We start from the raw sequence: 17,103 nt of genomic DNA, 5'->3' as shown, positions 1-17,103 counted from the left end.
TTCGCGGCGACAGATGCTGGTCTGTGTTCCCAACGTATTGAGCAAGGCTGATGTGGCGGACTTCCGCCGCATCATGGAGCAAGCCGAATGGGAAGACGGCCGCTCGACTGCCGGCGCCGCATCCGCGATGGTCAAGCGCAACGAGCAGCTGCCGCCCGACAGCGAGGTCGCGCGGCAGCTCGGCACCCGCATCCTGTCGGCGCTGTCGGCGAGCCCGCGCTTCATCTCGGCGGCAATCCCGCTTAGAATCTTTCCACCCTTGTTCAACCGCTATGCCGCCAGCGACGGGCACCATTTCGGCCTGCACGTCGACAATGCGGTGCGCGGCGACAGGCTGACCGGCATGAGGATCCGCACCGACCTCTCGGTCACGCTGTTTTTATCGGAGCCGGAGGACTACGACGGCGGCGAGCTCGTCATCGAAGACCTCTACGGATCCCATGAAATCAAGCTGCCGGCGGGCGATCTGGTAGTTTATCCTGCTTCCAGCTTGCATCTGGTCACGCCGGTTACGCGGGGGACGCGGGTAGCGTCTTTTTTCTGGCTGCAGAGCATGGTACGGGATGCACACGCGCGCAGCCTGATCTTCGATCTCGATACAGCGATCCAGGCTCTGGTGGAGCGGCTGGGGCGCGATGACCCCGAAACGGTCAAATTGACCGGGATTTATCACAACCTGATCCGTCACTGGGCTGAAGTGTAACTGATGATGACATTCAAGTTCCCCGTTGCATCCGCCATGATCGCCTCGCTGGCGATGCTGATGCTGGCCGCGCCGTCTTCGGCGCAGCAGCAAACGGCGCCTGTAGCGCAGCCCGCGCCCGTGACCCGGCCTCAGCCCGCACCCGCAGCCCAGCCGGCGGCAGCCCAGCCTGCGGCAGCTGCCCAAGCCGCGCCGGTGGCCGCCCAGCCGGCACAAGCGGCGGCGCAGGCGCAGGCCGCGCCGACCCCTGCCGCGGCAGCTCCGGCTCCGACGGCGAACGAGGCGTCCCTGGCTGCGCCCGCGAGCGGCGACAGCAAGTCGCTGAAGTCGACCTCGACCGGCCTGCACGAATTGTCGCCGTGGAATATGTTCTTGAACGCCGACATCATCGTGAAGGCGGTGATGCTTGGTCTCGCTTTCGCCTCGCTCGTGACCTGGACCGTATTCATCGCCAAGATGGTCGAGCTGACCGTAGCGCAGCGCAAGCTGCGTGGCGCGCTGGCCAAGATCGCTGAATCGCGGTCGCTGGCCGAAGCGCAGTTCGCGCTCGGCGCCAAGGGCAGCGTGCTGTCGTCGTTCATCGCGGCTGCGATGCGCGAGGGGCGCCTGTCGGCGGGCATCTCGAGCGACAGCGGCATCAAGGAGCGCGCGGCGTCGAGCTTCGCCGAGATCGTGCGCGCCGAAGCCCGCAAGATCCGCATCGGCATGGGCCTGCTCGCGACCATCGGCGCGACGTCGCCCTTTGTCGGCCTGTTCGGCACCGTCTGGGGCATCATGAACAGCTTCATCGGCATCTCGAAGTCGCAGACGACGAACCTTGCCGTGGTGGCGCCGGGCATCGCGGAAGCGCTGCTCGCGACCGCGATCGGACTCGTCGCGGCGATCCCGGCCGTGATCATCTACAACCACTTCTCGCGCGTCACGAAGGTCTATCTCGAGCTCGTCAACCGCGCCTCGGGTGCCGCGGGACGGCTGTTGTCGCGCGACCTCGACCGCACCCATGGCGACGTTCCGCGTAACGCGCATGCGCGCGCCGCGGCGGCGGAGTAGGCGATGGCAGTCTCGATCTCCGAGAACGATGGCGACGACGATTTCGCGGAATCCCACGAGATCAACGTCACGCCGTTCATCGACGTCATGCTGGTGCTGCTGATCATCTTCATGGTGGCGGCACCGCTCTCGACCGTCGATCTTCCGATCGATCTGCCGACCTCCAGCGCGACGCCGCAGAAGAAGCCGGACAAGCCGACCTATCTCAGCATAAAGCCGGATCTCACGCTGGCGATCGGGGAGAACGCGGTGAAGCGCGTCGACCTGGTCAATTCGCTGGATGCCATACCCGACATGAGCCGGGACAAATACGTGTTCCTGCGGGCCGATCGGATGGTACCCTATGGCGAGCTGATGGGCGTGATGGAGCTGCTGCGCGCCGGCGGCTACACGCATGTGAAGCTGGTTACGCTTGAGGGCGTTCCGGGAGCGCCTGCGGCCGCGCAGGCCAATCCGGCCAAACCCTGACGGCGAACGCGATGTCCACCGACCCCGATCTTGACCTGCGGACCTCGAAGCGGCTCTGGGTGATCGCTGCCGTGACGGCAGTCGGGCTGCATCTGGGCGGTGCCGCGCTGGCGCTGACCAATTTGCGCGGCGACGACGGCGACGAGGGGCTCGGCGCTGCCGGCGCGGAGTACGCCGTCGAGCTGGCTTCCGCGGATGCGACCGAAGAGGCCCTACCGCCCGGACCGCTGGCTGACGAGCAGCAGGCTGTGCAGGAAATGGCGCAGCAGAAGGCCGAGGTGAAGGACACCGACCTGCCTCAGGAAAAGCCGGTGGAGTCCGACGACCCCGATCGCATCGTGACGGAAGACACCGCCAAGAAGCAGAAGGAGGAGGAGGCCAAGGTCGCCAAGGTCGAGACCAACGCGCAGGAAGCGCAGCAGGCCTCGGAGGCGGCCGCGCCGACCAAGCTGGAGGACGCGCGTCAGTCGGAAACCACCAAGGCACCCAACCCAGGCATCGGCAAGGATAAGCTGCTGCTGACCGCCAAGTGGGGCAAGAAGATCAGCGCTTATCTCGATCTGCACAAGAAATTCCCGGAGAAGGGTAAGGCCAAGGAGGCCAAGGTGAAGGTCGCCCTGGTGCTGAATCGTCTGGGCAAGGTGCTGTCGGTTGCCGTGCTGGAATCGTCCGGAGATGCGGCCTTTGACGACGCGGCGATCTCGATGGTCCACCGGTCCGATCCGGTCCCGGCGCCGCCGGCCGACCTGACCGACGATCAGTTCTCCTTCAGCCTCGACGTCAATTACAACAAGCCGAAGAAGTAGCGAGCCGCGGCTGCCTGCGATCAGACGCCGGTGTCATTCCGGGGCGCGACAAGTCGCGAACCCGGAATCCATTTCTCCATTGAATGTGCCGCTGGTCGATTCCTGGTTCGCCGTTTCACGCGGCCCGGAACGACGTCGCCTCAGCTCTTCTTCACCAGCGGGCAGACGCTCTTCTCGAGCGGGAGAAAGGCTTCGTCCGCCGGGATGGTGGCGACCAGCTTGTAATAGTCCCACGGATATTTCGAGTCCGACGGCTTCTTCACCTCGAACAGATAGGCCGGGTGGATCTTGCGGCCGTCGACGCGGATCGAGCCCTTGCCGAACAGGGGATCGTCGGTCGGCAGCTCCTTCATCTTGGCCACCACGGCGCGGCCGTCATGCGGATTGCCGCCGAGCGCGTCCAGTGCCTTGAAATAGTGGATCAGCGACGAATAGACGCCGGCCTGCACCATGGTCGGCGGGTTCTTCTTGAAGCGCTCCATGAAGCGCTTGGTGAAGGCGCGGGTCTGGTCGTTCATGTCCCAGTAGAATGTCTCGGTGAAGTTCAGCCCCTGCGCGACGTTGAGGCCGAGCGCGTTGATGTCGGTGATGAACAGCAGCATTCCGGCAAGCCGCTGGCCTCCGGAGACGATGCCGAATTCCGCGGCCTGCTTGATCGCGTTGGTGGTGTCGCCGCCGGCATTGGCGAGCCCGACGATCTTGGCCTTCGAGCTTTGCGCCTGCAGCAGGAAGGACGAGAAGTCGGCATTGTTGAGCGGATGCTTGACGCTGCCGAGCACCTTGCCGCCATTCGCGGTGACCACCGCCGAGGTGTCGCGCTCGAGGGCCTGGCCGAACGCGTAGTCGGCGGTGAGGAAGAACCAGGTGTCGCCGCCGGATTTCACCAGCGCCTTGCCGGTGCCGTTGGCGAGCATGTAGGTGTCGTAGACCCAGTGCACCGTGTTCGGCGAACATTGCGCGCCGGTGAGATCGGACGAGGCGGAGCCCGAGTTCAGGTTGACGACGTTCTTCTCCTTGGCGAGGTTGGCAATCGCGAGCCCGACATTGGAGGCCGCGAGATCGACGAACACGTCGACCTTCTCGACATCGATCCACTGCTTACCGATGTTGACCGCGACATCGGGCTTGTTCTGGTGATCGGCCGAGATCAGATCGATCTTCCAGCCCTTCGCCAGCAGCCCGGAATCCTCGACCGCCATCTGCGCCGCCACCGTCGAGCCGGGACCGCCGATATCCTGATAGAGGCCGGACTGATCGCCGAGCGCGCCGACCTTGGCGACCTTGTCCATCGTCTGCGCCGACGCACCGCCGCAGAACGCAAGGCTCGTGGTCATGACCAAGGCCGTCGTGACCGAGGCTGCAATGGAACGCTTCATCTTCCCTCCAGTATGATTTTGTTTTTTGAGTTCCGCATTATGCCCGGCATCGGGTGCATCGCCTAGAGCGCCGGCGCAATCGCTCGCGCGCGATATTCCACGCCACGGCGATTGCGAAGCCGGTGACGCGCGACGGGATGCCGCGGTGTGCGGAGTTCGATCATCAGACGCGGATAGGGTGAAGCGCGGACGGCGCTATTTCCAGTAGTACCGGATCGCGACGTAGACCACGACGAGGCAGGCGAAGATCAGTGCCACCGGCATCGAACGCTTGGCGTTCGGGTCGGAGGTGCTCGTCTTCTTGGGGGGCAGGCGGCGGAACGTCGTGACGTTGCCGCTGTCGGCGACCGGCTCGCGCGCGCGCGCTGGAACCTCCGGCGCTTTGCCCGCGCCGCCCATCTCGACATAGTAGGTGCGGTACATCTCCTGGATGGTCGCCTCGCCGGCGTCGGCTTCGCTCATCTGTCCCAGCAGCTTGTTGTAAATGGCCAGGAAATTCTGCGCCTCGGGCGGCAAAGCGGAGGCGCCGTTCAGCTTGGCCATCATCTTCCAGGTCGCAAAGTCGGCCCGCGCGCGGGTGTCGGCGCGTCGTGCAATCAGCATATCGGCAGCTTTGATCACCATGGCCTCGAAGCGTTCCCGTCCTTGCCCATGATCCAGAAAGTGGCACCGATGTCCGGTCAGATCATGCGCTAAATCAAAGGCTATGTGTTTCCGGTAATGAGGAGAAGGGCGTTGATTACATAGCCGGTCAGAGTTCGCAGTATCGTTGAAATAACATCAAGATTTAGGCCGACTTGCCGGCCAATCACCGGCAGCAGGATCAACAGCCCGATCAGGATCAGCATGCCGTAGGGCTCCAGCCGGGCGAGCGGGATCGCCAGCGGCCTTGGCAGCAGCCCGACGGCGACCCGGCCGCCGTCCAGCGGCGGGATCGGCATCATGTTGAAGATCGCGAGCACGATGTTGATCAGGAAGGCGTTTTTCAGGTTGTCCGCGGTCCATTTTGCGGCATCGGCCGGCACCAATGGCAGCGCGTGGAATGCCAGCGCCGCGGCGATCGCCAGGATGATGTTGGTGGCCGGGCCGGCCAGCGCCACCCACACCATGTCGAGCTTGGGATGATTGAGCTTGCGGAAGTTCACCGGCACCGGCTTGGCGTAGCCGAACAGGAACGGCGAATGCGCGAACAGCAGCACCGCAGGCAGGATCAGCGTGCCGAACGGATCGATATGCTTCAGCGGGTTGAAGCTGACGCGGCCGAGCTGCCAGGCAGTGTCGTCGCCGAGCCGATGCGCGACGAAGCCGTGCGCGGCTTCGTGAAACGTGATCGCAATGACCACCGGCAATACCCAGACGGAGATGTCATAGAGGGAGATGTTCAATGGCGTGCCGCCTCAGGTTCGCTGGGACCGGACCTCAGGCTAGCACGGATTCGCTGAAGGCCTTGCCGGCGAGCGTTGCCGCAGGTCAGCGCATGTCGGGGGCGACCGCGTGCGCCAGGGGCGGCTGGGTGGTCGCGATCCAGATGCCGGCAAAAACGGTGACGATGCCGGCAACCAGATTCCAGCTCAGCGGCTCGCCGAGCAGCGCGGCGCCGACCAGCGATGCCGCGATCGGATTGACGGTGACCGAGATCGCCACCCGGGTCGGCGTCGTCCGCTCCAGCGCGAAGGCCCACAGAAAGAAGGTGAGTGCGGCGCCGAAGGCGCCGAGATAGATCGCGCCGAACCATTGCGGCGCGCCGAAATCGGCAACCGGCGCAAAACTGCCGCGCAGCAGCGACGCTGTTATGAGGACAACAGCCCCGGCCGCCATCGCGAGCGTGGTGAAGGGGATCGGGCCGGAGCGGCGGATATAGGGTTTTGACCAGATGCTGTAGAGCGCCATGCACAGCGCGGCTGCGATCATCAAGAGGTCGCCGCGCCAGGCGCCAGGTGGCGCCGTGGCGAGGCCGGAAAGCAGCGCCATCGAGACGCCGAGAATGGTGATCAGCACGCCTGCGGTCTTGCGCGCGGTGAGCGCTTCGGCGCCCAGCACCGCGCCGACCAGCATGGTCAGCAGCGGCAGCGTCGACAGCGCGAGGGCGCCGCGCGCGGCGGTGGTGAAGATCAATGAGGCGTTGAACAGGACCGGAAACGCCGCAAAGAACAGCAGGCCGAGGCCGACAACGCCGGGCCAGTCGTGCCGCGTCGGCCAGCTCCGGCGTTGCAGCAGTGCCAGCGGCAGCAGCAGCAAGACGCCGATGCCGAAGCGGAACGCGCCGATCGCCAGCGGGTCGATGGCGCCGACCAGAAACCGTGTCGCCCCGATCGATGTGCCGCCGAGCGCGCTCGATGCCACCGCCGCCAACACGCCCCAGATCTCGCCCATTCCGTTCCAATCCTCGGTTTCGCTTGCGCAATCTAGGGACGGGGACATAATCAGGGAATGGAATAGATTTGATCGGCTAAATCACAGACCGTTATGAGCGCGCCCATCCTGGACCCGGATCTTCTGCAGGCCTTTGTCGCGGTGGCGGAGCATCGCTCCTTCACCCGCGCGGCCTCGGCGCTGAACCGGACCCAATCCGCCGTCAGCATGCAGGTGAAGCGGCTGGAAGAGCGGCTGCAGGCCGAACTGTTTCACCGCAGCACGTCAAGCGTCGATCTGAGTGCGGCAGGCGAGGGGTTGCTCGGCTATGCCCGCCGCATTCTGAGCCTCAACGCGGAGGCGGTCGGCCGGGTGCGCGCGCATGGCACCGATGGACAGGTTCGCCTTGGCGTCATGGACGACTATGGGACGATGATCGTCCCGCCGCTGCTCAAGGACTTCATCGCCAGCTATCCGCTGATCCACGTCGAGATGGAGACGGGGCTGACGTCGACAATGACCGATCGGCTCGGCGAAGCCTATGACCTCGTGATCGCGATGCACCCCGAGGGACGCGGCGAGGGCGAGTTGCTGCGCACCGAGCAGGCGGTGTGGGCCGCGAGCGCCGCGCATCGCGTCGAGGAGCTCGATCCGCTGCCGGTCGCGCTCTATCCGCAGGGCTGCCTGTTCCGGAGCTGGGCGATGCAGGCGCTGGATCAGGCGAACCGGCCGTGGCGGCTCGCCTTTGTCAGCCACAGCCTGTCCGCGGTCGAGGCGATCGCGGCACAGGGGCTTGCCGTGACCGTGGTCAAGTCGGGGACCTTTCCGCCGACGCTGCGTCGGCTGACCGCGCGCGACGGCATGCCGCGGCTGCCGCGGGCCGAGATACGGCTGCATCGTGCGCAAAACCTGTCGCACGCGGCGTCACTCCTGGCCGATCATCTCGTCGCGACGCTGCGGCAGCCGGCGAGGCGAGCGGCGATCTAATAGGTCGCGCGGCCGCCGGAGATGTCGAACACCGCGCCGGTGGAGAAGGCGCAATCCTCTGATGCCAGCCACGCCACCATCGAGGCGAGTTCCTCGACCTGCACGAAGCGGGCTTTCGGGATCTTCGACAGCATGAAGTCGATGTGCGCTTGCGTCATCTGGTCGAAGATCGCGGTCTTCGCCGCGGCCGGCGTCACCGCATTGACCAGGATGTCGTGTTGCGCGAGCTCCTTGCCGAGCGATTTGGTCAGCGCGATCAGGCCCGCCTTCGACGACGAATAATGCGCGGCGTTCGGATTGCCTTCCTTGCCGGCGATCGAGGCGATGTTGACGATGCGGCCGTATTTCTGGCCGATCATGGCCGGCACGATCGCCTTGCAGCAGACGAAGGGACCCTCGAGATTGATGCGCATCACCCTGCGCCAGTCGTCGAGATCGGTTTCCCATACCGGCTTGTTGGCTCCGGTGATACCGGCGTTGTTGACGAGAATGTCGATCTTGCCGAACGCCCGCAGCGTTTGATCGCGTGCGGCGTCGACCGCGTCAGGATCGGTGACGTCGGTCTTGATCGCGATCACGTTCTCGCCGATCGCCCGCGCGGTCTTCTCGGCCAGCGGCTGGTCGAAATCCCAGATCGCGACCTTGGCGCCCGATGCGACAAAGCGCTCGGTGATGGCGCGGCCAAATCCCTGCGCGCCGCCGGTGACGACGGCACAGCGGCCATTGAGATCGATCTTGTTCATGTTGCCTCCCGATTAAAGCGTCCAGCCGCCGTCGATGACATGCGCGACGCCTGTGGTGAACGAGCTTTCGTCGCTGGCAAGATAGACGGCGAGCGCGGCGATTTCCCCGGCGGTGCCGAGCCGGCCCATTGGCTGGCGCGCAACGAACATCTCGCGTCCCTGCGGGCCGGCAGCCGCCGCACGCTCAAGCATCGAAGGCGTCTCGATGGTGCCGGGGCAGATGCAGTTGCAGCGGATGCCCTTGGTGATGAAGTCGGCCGCGACCGAACGCGTCAGTGCCGCGACCGCGGCCTTGGTGGCGCTATAGACGTAGCGGTTCGGCGCCGCCTTCACCGCGCCGGCGGCGGAGGCGATGTTGACGATGGCGCCGCCGCCCTGCGCCAGCATGCCGGGCAGGAAAGCGCGCGTGGTGCGGTGCATCGACTTGACGTTGAGGTCGAAGGAGAAGTCCCAGTCGTCGTCCGAGCACTCCAGCGCCGTGCCGTGATGCACGAAGCCCGCGGCATTGAGCAGGATGTCGGTCTTGCCGGCGCGTTTTGCGATTGCCTCGACGGCTGCGGTGTCGCGCACGTCGAGCTTCGCAACCTCGGCGACGCCCTCCTCCTTGAGCAGCGCAAGCTTGCCTTCGTCGATATCGGTCGCGAACACGGTCGCGCCCTCGCGAGCAAAGGCCAGCGCGCAGGCGCGGCCGATGCCGACGGCCGCTGCGGTTACGAATGCGCGTTTGCCCTTCAGGCGGTCTGACATGCGTTTCTTCCTTCTTTGGCGATTTGCAGTGTCATGCGCGGGCTTGACCCGCGCATCCATCTTTCGAAGAACGATGGATTGCCGGGTCGAGCCCGGCAATGACGGTTTGCGTCCTAGTGATTATCGCGCGCCACGCCGACCTTGCCGGCGATGTCGTGGTAGCGCGTCGCGAGCTCGAGGCAGGCGCCGGTCGCGTGCTGGCCGACGGTCTTGCGGTAGAGCTCCTGCCACGGCGTCTGGTTGGCCGGGTGCGGGAAGCCGCCCTTGGCCTTCAGCTCGGCGCGGCGGGTGCGCAGCTCATCCTCCGAGATCATGATGTTGGCGCTGCCCTTGTTGAGGTCGATGCGCACCTTGTCGCCGGTCCTCAGGATCGCGAGCCCGCCATCGGCGGCGGCCTCCGGCGAGGCGTTGAGGATCGAGGGCGAGCCCGAGGTGCCGGACTGCCTTCCGTCGCCGATGCAGGGCAGGGACAGGATGCCGCGTTTGATCAGCGCCGCGGGCGGCTGCATGTTCACCACCTCGGCGCCACCGGGATAGCCGATCGGGCCGGTGCCGCGGACGAACAGGATGCAATGCTCGTCGATGTCAAGCGCGGGATCCTCGATGCGGTTGTGATAATCCTCCGGCCCCTCGAACACGATGGCGCGGCCCTCGAAGGCATTGAGGTCCTTCGGGTTGGACAGGTACCGGTCGCGGAATTCCTTCGAGATCACGCTGGTCTTCATGATCGCGGAGTCGAACAGATTGCCGCGCAGCACGATGAAGCCGGCGTCCTTCACCAGCGGCTTGTCGTAGCCCCAGATCACGTCGCCGTCGGGCGCAGGTGCTTCCTTGCAATTCTCGCCCATGGTGCGGCCGTTGACGGTGAGGGCGCCTTCGTGGATGCGCTTGTGCTTGATCAACTCGCGCACCACCGAGGGCACGCCGCCGGCGCGGTGATATTCCTCGCCGAGATAGAAGCCGGCCGGCTGCATGTTCACCAGCAGCGGCACGTCATGGCCGTATTTCTGCCAGTCGTCGATCGACAGCTCGACGCCGACATGGCGCGCCAGCGCATTGATATGGATCGGTGCATTGGTCGAGCCTCCGATCGCGGAGTTGACCACGATGCAGTTCTCGAACGCCTCGCGCGTCAGGAAGTCCGACGGCTTGAGGTCTTCCCAGACCATGTCGACGATCCGCTTGCCGGTCTCGTAGGCGATCTGGCCGCGCTCGCGATACGGCGCCGGGATCGCCGCGCAGCCCGGCAGCGAGAAGCCGAGCGCTTCCGCGAGCGAGTTCATGGTGGATGCGGTGCCCATCGTATTGCAATGGCCGACCGAGGGGGCCGAGGAGGCCACGATCTCGATGAATTGCTCATAGTCGATCTCGCCGGCGGCGAGCCGCTCGCGCGCCTTCCACACCACGGTGCCGGAGCCGGTACGCTGGCCTTCGTGCCAGCCGTTCAGCATCGGGCCGCCCGACAGTACGATCGCCGGCAGGTTGACGGTCGCCGCCGCCATCATGCAGGCCGGCGTGGTCTTGTCACAGCCGGTGGTCAGCACCACGCCGTCGAGCGGATAGCCGAACAGCACCTCGACCAGGCCGAGATAGGCGAGGTTGCGGTCGAGCGCCGCGGTCGGGCGCTTGCCGGTCTCCTGGATCGGATGGGTGGGAAACTCCATGGCGATGCCGCCGGCGGCGCGGATGCCCTCGCGGACGCGGTGTGCGAGCTCGAGGTGATGCCGATTGCAGGGCGACAGGTCGTTGCCGGTCTGCGCGATGCCGATGATCGGCTTGCCCGACTGCAATTCCTCGCGCGTCAGGCCGTAGTTGAGGTAGCGCTCGAGATAGAGCGCGGTCATGCCCGGATTGTGCGGGTTGTCGAACCATTCCTGGGAGCGGAGCCTGCGGCCCTTGCCCTTGCTGGTCGCGCCTGCGGCGTCGTGCCCGTTGGTGGGGGGTTTTGTCATTGGTTTCTCCCGCAATGCAAACTCTGGTGGGCCCATTCAAGGGCTCTGGTTCAGCGTCGTTGCTACCTTGCGCAAATCGTCGTGCATTACAAACCCGACCGATCACGCACAGGTGTTTCGTGTGATGGATTGGACCTTAGTTGAAGGGTCTTGGTTGCGCTATCATTTTATCATTTTTCGCTTCCCTTGTGACGGGCACGTACCGGGCGGCATCAATTGCGTCGCGCCGAGCTCTGCCGTTCCATGACACTGAAGCCGAGATCGACGACGGGTTCGGCGGGCCGGCGCCCTTCCAGCGTCTCGATCACCATCACGGCAGCGTTTCTGCCCATTTCGTAGCGATTGGTGCGCACGCTGCTCAAGGTCGGCTCGCTCGACGCCATGAATTCGAGGTCATTGAAGCCGACGATCGCCATCTGCTCCGGCACCGCCATGTGCCGGCGCTTGCATTCGAACAGCGCGCCGAGCGCAAGGTCGTCATTGACGCAGAACACGGCGTCGATGTCGGGCGCCTTGGCGAGCAGGTCGGCAAACAGCGTGCCGCCGAGCGTGACCGAGGTCGGGATCGCCGTTGTCACAATAAGCTGTGGATCGAACAGCGCGGCTTCCGTCATCGCAAAGCGATAGCCGTCGAGCCGCCGCTGCACCCGCGGGTCCATTCGCGCGCCGAGGAATCCGATCCGCCGGTAGCCCTGCGCGAGCAGGTGGGCGATGGCCGCTTTTGCGGCGTCAAAATGCGAGAATCCGATCATCATGTCGATCGGGGAGGGACCGACCTCCATGATCTGGACGATCGGACAATCGACCGTCTCCATGATGCGGTGGGAATCGGCGGTCTGGTTGATGCCGGTAATGATCAGCCCGGCGGGCTTCTGTGCCAGAAACAGACGCAGCAGGCGCTCTTCCTGCAGGATGCTGTAGCGGGTGTTGGCGAGCTGAATGCTGTAGCGACTGCCGTCGAGCGCGTCATAGATGCCGCGCAGCACGTCGGAGAACACGTTGTTGGTAAGCGACGGGATCAGGACACCGATCACCTCGGTGCGCTGCGACGCAAGCGCGCGTGCCGCGAGATTGGGCACGTAACCGAGTTCTTTTGCCGCACTTTCGACCCGCGCGCGCTTGCCGGCCGAAAGTGCTTCGGGATTCCTGAAGAACCGTGAGGCCGTGATCGGACTGACACCGGCGAGCTTCGCGACTTCGGCGAGCCGGATCTTGCCTGGCGTGATGCGCTTTCGGGCCATTTGCCGCTCATATCACGACGTTCGTCGCAGACAAACTGATATTGACAGCGCTACCAAGCGATTGCTAATCGAACGATTGCCAAAACCGGATAAACTGCGGACAATAACCCCAGTCCAACAGCGCCGCGCACCCAGCGCGGCCGGAACAAAACAGAGCGGTGGCGGCACTCGTCGTACGTCGTCGGGAACTTGAGGGAGGGAAGTGGATGTCGTCGGTCCAGATTCGCGACGTGCGGAAATCGTTCGGCAATTTCGAGGTCCTGCACGGCGTGTCGATCCCGATCGAGGACGGCGAGTTCGTCGTTCTGGTCGGCCCCTCCGGCTGCGGCAAGTCGACCCTGCTGCGCATGCTGGCGGGGCTCGAGAACATCACCTCCGGCACGATCTCGATCGGCGACCGCGTCGTCAACAATGTCCAGCCCAAAGAGCGCGACATTGCGATGGTGTTCCAGAACTACGCGCTGTATCCGCATATGACGGTCGCCGACAACATGGGCTTCTCGCTCAAGCTGCGCGGCGCCAAGCCCGAGGAGATCTCGACCGGCGTCAAGCGCGCCGCGGAAATCCTCGCACTGACGCCGCTGCTCGAGCGCTATCCCCGCCAGCTTTCAGGCGGCCAGCGCCAGCGCGTCGCGATGGGCCGCGCCATCGTGCGCGATCCCCAGGTGTTCCTGTTCGACGAGCCGCTGTCGAACCTCGACGCCAAGCTGCGTGTTGCGATGCGCACCGAGATCAAGGAACTGCACCAGCGGCTGAAGACCACGACCGTCTACGTCACCCACGACCAGATCGAGGCCATGACCATGGCCGACAAGATCGTGGTGATGCATGACGGCATCGTCGAGCAGATGGGCTCGCCGCTCGAGCTCTACGACACGCCGGCGAACCAGTTCGTGGCCGGTTTCATCGGTTCCCCGGCGATGAATTTCCTCAAGGGCAATGTGAAGGTGAACGGCGCCGCCTATTTCGAGGGACCAAACGGCGTCAAACTGCCGCTGAAATCGGCGCCAGCCAATTCCGACGGCAAGCCCGCGGTCTACGGCGTGCGGCCCGAGCACTTCACCATCGCCGATGACGGCGCCGAAGCCGAGATCGTGGTGGTCGAACCGACCGGCTCGGAGACCCAGGTGTTCGCCAAGCTCGGCGGCGAGCAGGTCGTCGCCGTGTTCCGCGAGCGCCATCTGTTCAACCCGGGCGACAAGGTTCGGCTCAAGCCGGATCCGTCGCTGGTTCATCTGTTCGACGATTCGACGGGGAAACGACTGAACAGCTGACGGAGCGATCGATCTCAATGGCCGACCAACAGGCCAGATCAAAAACAACAAAAACACAATCATAGGGAGAAGGACGATGCACGATTTTACTCGCCGCTCGCTACTTCAGGGCGGCACGGCGCTGGCTGCAACCGGCATACTCACCGGGCCGGCGCTGTTCGACTTCGCCAAGGCCTGGGCGCAGAGCGCGCCCTGGAAGGCGGAGCCCGGCGCCAAGCTCACCGTGATGCGCTGGAAGCGCTTCGTGCCCGCGGAAGACGACGCATTCAACGCCATGGTCGCGGCCTTCAAGTCGGCAACCGGCACCGAGATGAACGTGTTCAGCGAGTCCTTCGAGGACGTGCAGCCGAAGGCCTCGGTCGCCGCCAACACCGGCTCGGGTCTCGACCTCGCCTGGGGCCTGCACACGCTGCCGCAGCTGTTCCCGACCAAGGTTCTCAAGATGAACGACGTTGCCGATTATCTCGGCAACAAATATGGCGGCTGGACCGAAGCCGCGGCCAAGACCTGCAAGCAGGGCAATGACTGGCTCGGCATTCCCGTCGCGACCGTCGGCGGCTATTTGACCTATCGCAAGTCGGCGGTCCAGAAGGCCGGCTTCAAGCAGGTGCCGTCCGATTTCCCGGCCTATCTCGAACTGTGCAAGGCGCTGAAGAAGAACAACACGCCGGCCGGCTTCGCGCTCGGCCACGCCACCGGCGACGCCAATGCCTGGGTGCATAACATCCTCTGGGGCCACAACGCCTGGACCGTCGACAAGGACGACAAGGTCATCATCAACTCGCCGGAGACGATGAAGGCGCTGGAATATGCCAAGGCGCTGTCGGAGACCTTCATTCCGGGTGTCGCATCCTGGAACGACTCTTCCAACAACAAGGCCTTCCTGTCCGGCGAGCTGTTCCTGACCTCGAACGGCATCTCGATCTACGTCGCGGCCAAGGACGATCCGAACAAGAAGGAGCTCGCCGAGGACATCGACCATGCGCTGTGGCCGGTCGGCCCGATCGGCAAGCCGACCGAGCTGCAGCTCGCGGTTCCGATCCTCGCCTTCAACTTCTGCAAATATCCGAATGCAGCGAAGGCGTTCATCGCCTTCATGCTGGAGAAGGAGAATTTCGAGAAATGGCTGTCGGGCGCGCGGGGCTATCTCACCCACACGCTCAATGCCTACGACTCGGCTCCGGTATGGACCGCCGATCCGAAGAACGCGGTGTTCGGCCAGGCGTCGAAGCGCGCGCTGCCGGCCTCCGGCATCGGCACGCCCGGCGAGAAGGCCGCGACCGCGATCGCCGACTTCATCGTGGTCGACATGTTCGCGAACTACTGCACCGGCGCCAAGGACGGCAAGGCCGCGATGGCCGAAGCCGAACGGCAGCTGAAGCGCATCTATCGCTGATGTGATGGACGCGGGCGGCGGAGCGCCGCCGTCCGCGTCATCATTGGAATGCCATCATTGGAATATTGCGTAGTCATGCTCAATCCGTTGAGCAATCGGGACATCGCCTATGGCTGACATCGCCCTTGCGCCGCGACGTGCGAAGACCGAAATCCGCGAAGCGACCGCGTGGGATCAGCTCCGCCACAACAAGAACTGGCTCGGCTTCTGGTTCATGTTGCCGGCGATGGCGTTCCTGATCTTCTTCCTGGCCTATCCGCTGGGGCTCGGCATCTGGCTGTCCTTCACCGACACCCGCATCGGCCGCGTCGGTCATTTCATCGGCACCGAGAACTATGAATGGCTATGGGACGACGCCATCTTCTGGCTGTCGGTCTTCAACACGCTGCTCTACACCTTCATCGCCAGCGCCGTGAAGTTCGCGGTCGGGCTCTATCTGGCGCTGCTGCTCAACGAGCGCATGCCGTTCAAGGCGCTGTTGCGCGCCGCGGTGCTGATCCCCTTCATCGTGCCGACCGTGCTGTCGGCGCTGGCGTTCTGGTGGATCTTCGATTCCCAGTTCTCGATCATCTCCTGGTCGCTGAAGCATCTCGGCCTGATCACGCAGAACATCAATTTCCTCGGCGACACCACCTGGGCCCGGATCTGCGTGATCTTCGCCAATATCTGGCGCGGCGTGCCGTTCGTCGCGATCACGCTGCTGGCGGGCCTGCAGACCGTGCAGCCTTCGCTGTATGAGGCGGCGACGTTGGATGGCGCCTCGCGCTGGCAGATGTTCCGCTACATCACCTATCCCTTGCTGACGCCGATCATCGCCGTCGTGATGACGTTCTCGGTGCTGTTCACCTTCACCGACTTCCAGCTGATCTGGGCGATGACCCGCGGCGGCCCGGTGAACGCCACTCATTTGATGGCGACGCTGTCGTATCAGCGCGCGATTATCGCGGGGCAGCTGGGCGAGGGCGCCGCGATCTCGAGCGCGATGATCCCGTTCCTGCTCGCCGCGATCATGGTGTCATGGTTCGGCCTGCAACGCAGGAAGTGGCAGCAGGGAGAGAGCAATGACTGATCTTCCTGCCTCCAAAGTGGACCTCAAGAGCATCCTGTCGACGCCGTCGCGCGTCGACAACAGCGAGGGCATGAGCTACCTGCAGTCGGTGCCGCGGCGGATCGTGACGCTCTACATCCCGCTGTCGATCATCGTGATCATCCTGCTGTTCCCGTTCTATTGGATGGGGCTGACGGCGATCAAGCCGGACGAGCAACTGCTCGATCTCGACAAGTATAATCCGTTCTGGACTTGGAATCCGACCTTCAAGCACATCCACAAGCTGCTGTTCGAGAGCTACTATCCGCACTGGCTCTGGAACACGATGTATGTGGCGGTGGGCGCCACCGTGCTGTCGATCATCGCGAGCGTGCTTGCGGCCTATGCGATCGTGCGGCTGCGCTACAAGGGCGCCAACGTCGTCGGCGGCCTGATCTTCCTGGCCTATCTGGTGCCGCCGTCGATCCTGTTCATTCCGCTCGCGACCGTCGTGTTTCAGTACGGCCTGTTCGACTCGCCGCTGGCGCTGATCCTGACCTATCCGACGATCCTGATCCCGTTCTCGACCTGGCTGTTGATGGGATATTTCAAGACCATCCCGTTCGAGCTCGAGGAATGCGCACTGATCGACGGCGCCAGCCGCTGGCAGATCCTGATCAAGATCGTGCTGCCGCTCGCCGTCCCCGGCCTGATCTCGGCCTTCATCTTCTGCTTCACGCTGTGCTGGAACGAGTTCATCTACGCGCTGACGTTCCTGCAATCGACCCCCAACAAGACCGTGCCGGTCGCCATCGTCAACGAATTCGTTGACGGTGACATCTATCGCTGGGGCTCCCTGATGGCAGGGGCGCTATGCGGCTCGCTGCCGCTGGTTATTCTTTACGCGTTCTTCGTTGAGCATTATGTCTCGGCGATGACGGGTGCCGTGAAGGAATGAGCGCGCAAGGCCCGCAGCTGAAT

Annotated in this window: 17 protein-coding genes; 9 read left to right on the top strand and 8 right to left on the bottom strand. The window is 64.3% G+C overall.

The window, feature by feature from the left end; translation table 11 throughout:
- Nucleotides 1–13: 13 nt before the first annotated feature.
- Genes JEY66_RS27125 through JEY66_RS27110 form a run of 4 tightly spaced genes read left to right on the top strand, consistent with a single transcriptional unit; the run spans nt 14 to nt 3,027 of the window.
- A complete protein-coding gene (locus tag JEY66_RS27125; protein ID WP_018271121.1) occupies nt 14–703 on the top strand; it encodes a Fe2+-dependent dioxygenase in 690 nt (229 codons plus the stop codon).
- Nucleotides 704–706: 3 nt separating this feature from the next.
- Nucleotides 707–1,753 carry a tonB-system energizer ExbB gene (gene exbB, locus JEY66_RS27120; protein ID WP_018271122.1) on the top strand — a complete coding sequence of 349 codons (1,047 nt, stop codon included), beginning with the start codon at nt 707–709 and terminating at the stop codon, nt 1,751–1,753.
- Nucleotides 1,754–1,756: 3 nt separating this feature from the next.
- Entirely contained in the window at nt 1,757–2,221 is a 465-nt protein-coding gene (exbD, locus tag JEY66_RS27115) for a TonB system transport protein ExbD (RefSeq protein WP_018271123.1), read from the top strand.
- Nucleotides 2,222–2,232: 11 nt separating this feature from the next.
- Nucleotides 2,233–3,027, top strand: a complete 795-nt coding sequence (locus JEY66_RS27110; protein ID WP_018271124.1) for a cell envelope integrity TolA family protein — start codon at nt 2,233–2,235, stop codon at nt 3,025–3,027.
- 140 nt (nt 3,028–3,167) lie between these two features.
- Here JEY66_RS27110 and JEY66_RS27105 read toward each other — a convergent pair whose 3' ends face one another.
- The 4 genes from JEY66_RS27105 to JEY66_RS27090 form a co-directional block, all read right to left on the bottom strand.
- On the bottom strand, nt 3,168–4,403 hold the full coding sequence (locus JEY66_RS27105) for an ABC transporter substrate-binding protein (RefSeq protein ID WP_018271125.1): 1,236 nt from the start codon (nt 4,401–4,403) through the stop codon (nt 3,168–3,170).
- 195 nt (nt 4,404–4,598) lie between these two features.
- Nucleotides 4,599–5,006, bottom strand: a complete 408-nt coding sequence (locus JEY66_RS27100; RefSeq protein WP_026192644.1) for a hypothetical protein — start codon at nt 5,004–5,006, stop codon at nt 4,599–4,601.
- Between the two features lie 101 nt (nt 5,007–5,107).
- A complete protein-coding gene (locus JEY66_RS27095) occupies nt 5,108–5,788 on the bottom strand; it encodes a site-2 protease family protein (RefSeq protein ID WP_018271126.1) in 681 nt (226 codons plus the stop codon).
- 85 nt (nt 5,789–5,873) lie between these two features.
- Complete coding sequence (locus JEY66_RS27090) at nt 5,874–6,776, bottom strand: DMT family transporter (RefSeq protein ID WP_018271127.1); 903 nt, start codon at nt 6,774–6,776, stop codon at nt 5,874–5,876.
- A gap of 93 nt (nt 6,777–6,869) precedes the next feature.
- Here JEY66_RS27090 and JEY66_RS27085 point away from each other — a divergent pair, with 93 nt between their 5' ends.
- Nucleotides 6,870–7,742 carry a LysR substrate-binding domain-containing protein gene (locus JEY66_RS27085; RefSeq protein ID WP_016847201.1) on the top strand — a complete coding sequence of 291 codons (873 nt, stop codon included), beginning with the start codon at nt 6,870–6,872 and terminating at the stop codon, nt 7,740–7,742.
- Here JEY66_RS27085 and JEY66_RS27080 read toward each other — a convergent pair.
- The 4 genes from JEY66_RS27080 to gntR form a co-directional block, all read right to left on the bottom strand.
- Nucleotides 7,739–8,485: an SDR family NAD(P)-dependent oxidoreductase gene (locus JEY66_RS27080; RefSeq protein WP_018271128.1), complete on the bottom strand. Its 747-nt coding sequence runs from the start codon at nt 8,483–8,485 to the stop codon at nt 7,739–7,741. The genes JEY66_RS27085 and JEY66_RS27080 overlap by 4 nt on opposite strands.
- Nucleotides 8,486–8,497: 12 nt before the next feature.
- Nucleotides 8,498–9,232 (bottom strand): SDR family oxidoreductase, encoded by a 735-nt coding sequence (locus tag JEY66_RS27075; protein WP_018271129.1) that lies wholly within the window; start codon nt 9,230–9,232, stop codon nt 8,498–8,500.
- A 113-nt stretch (nt 9,233–9,345) separates the two neighbouring features.
- Complete coding sequence (locus JEY66_RS27070; RefSeq protein ID WP_018271130.1) at nt 9,346–11,184, bottom strand: IlvD/Edd family dehydratase; 1,839 nt, start codon at nt 11,182–11,184, stop codon at nt 9,346–9,348.
- Nucleotides 11,185–11,396: 212 nt separating this feature from the next.
- Nucleotides 11,397–12,425 carry an HTH-type transcriptional regulator GntR gene (gene gntR / locus JEY66_RS27065; RefSeq protein WP_018271131.1) on the bottom strand — a complete coding sequence of 343 codons (1,029 nt, stop codon included), beginning with the start codon at nt 12,423–12,425 and terminating at the stop codon, nt 11,397–11,399.
- 206 nt (nt 12,426–12,631) lie between these two features.
- On the opposite strand from gntR, the gene JEY66_RS27060 reads away from it, so the two are divergent.
- From JEY66_RS27060 to JEY66_RS27045, 4 genes are all read left to right on the top strand, one after another.
- The gene (locus tag JEY66_RS27060) at nt 12,632–13,699 is read left to right on the top strand and encodes an ABC transporter ATP-binding protein (protein WP_018271132.1); all 1,068 of its coding nucleotides are present in this window, start codon (nt 12,632–12,634) and stop codon (nt 13,697–13,699) included.
- 76 nt (nt 13,700–13,775) lie between these two features.
- The gene (locus tag JEY66_RS27055; RefSeq protein WP_018271133.1) at nt 13,776–15,095 is read left to right on the top strand and encodes an ABC transporter substrate-binding protein; all 1,320 of its coding nucleotides are present in this window, start codon (nt 13,776–13,778) and stop codon (nt 15,093–15,095) included.
- A 109-nt stretch (nt 15,096–15,204) separates the two neighbouring features.
- Complete coding sequence (locus tag JEY66_RS27050) at nt 15,205–16,164, top strand: carbohydrate ABC transporter permease (protein WP_018271134.1); 960 nt, start codon at nt 15,205–15,207, stop codon at nt 16,162–16,164.
- The gene (locus tag JEY66_RS27045) at nt 16,157–17,080 is read left to right on the top strand and encodes a carbohydrate ABC transporter permease (protein WP_016847193.1); all 924 of its coding nucleotides are present in this window, start codon (nt 16,157–16,159) and stop codon (nt 17,078–17,080) included. Before JEY66_RS27050 ends, JEY66_RS27045 begins: the two co-directional genes overlap by 8 nt.
- Nucleotides 17,081–17,103 lie beyond the last annotated feature (23 nt).

It is taken from the genome of Bradyrhizobium elkanii USDA 76 (assembly GCF_023278185.1).
Lineage (GTDB): Bacteria > Pseudomonadota > Alphaproteobacteria > Rhizobiales > Xanthobacteraceae > Bradyrhizobium > Bradyrhizobium elkanii.
Note: the sequence above shows the minus strand (reverse complement) of the source record. Positions and strands in the feature narration are given on the sequence as shown.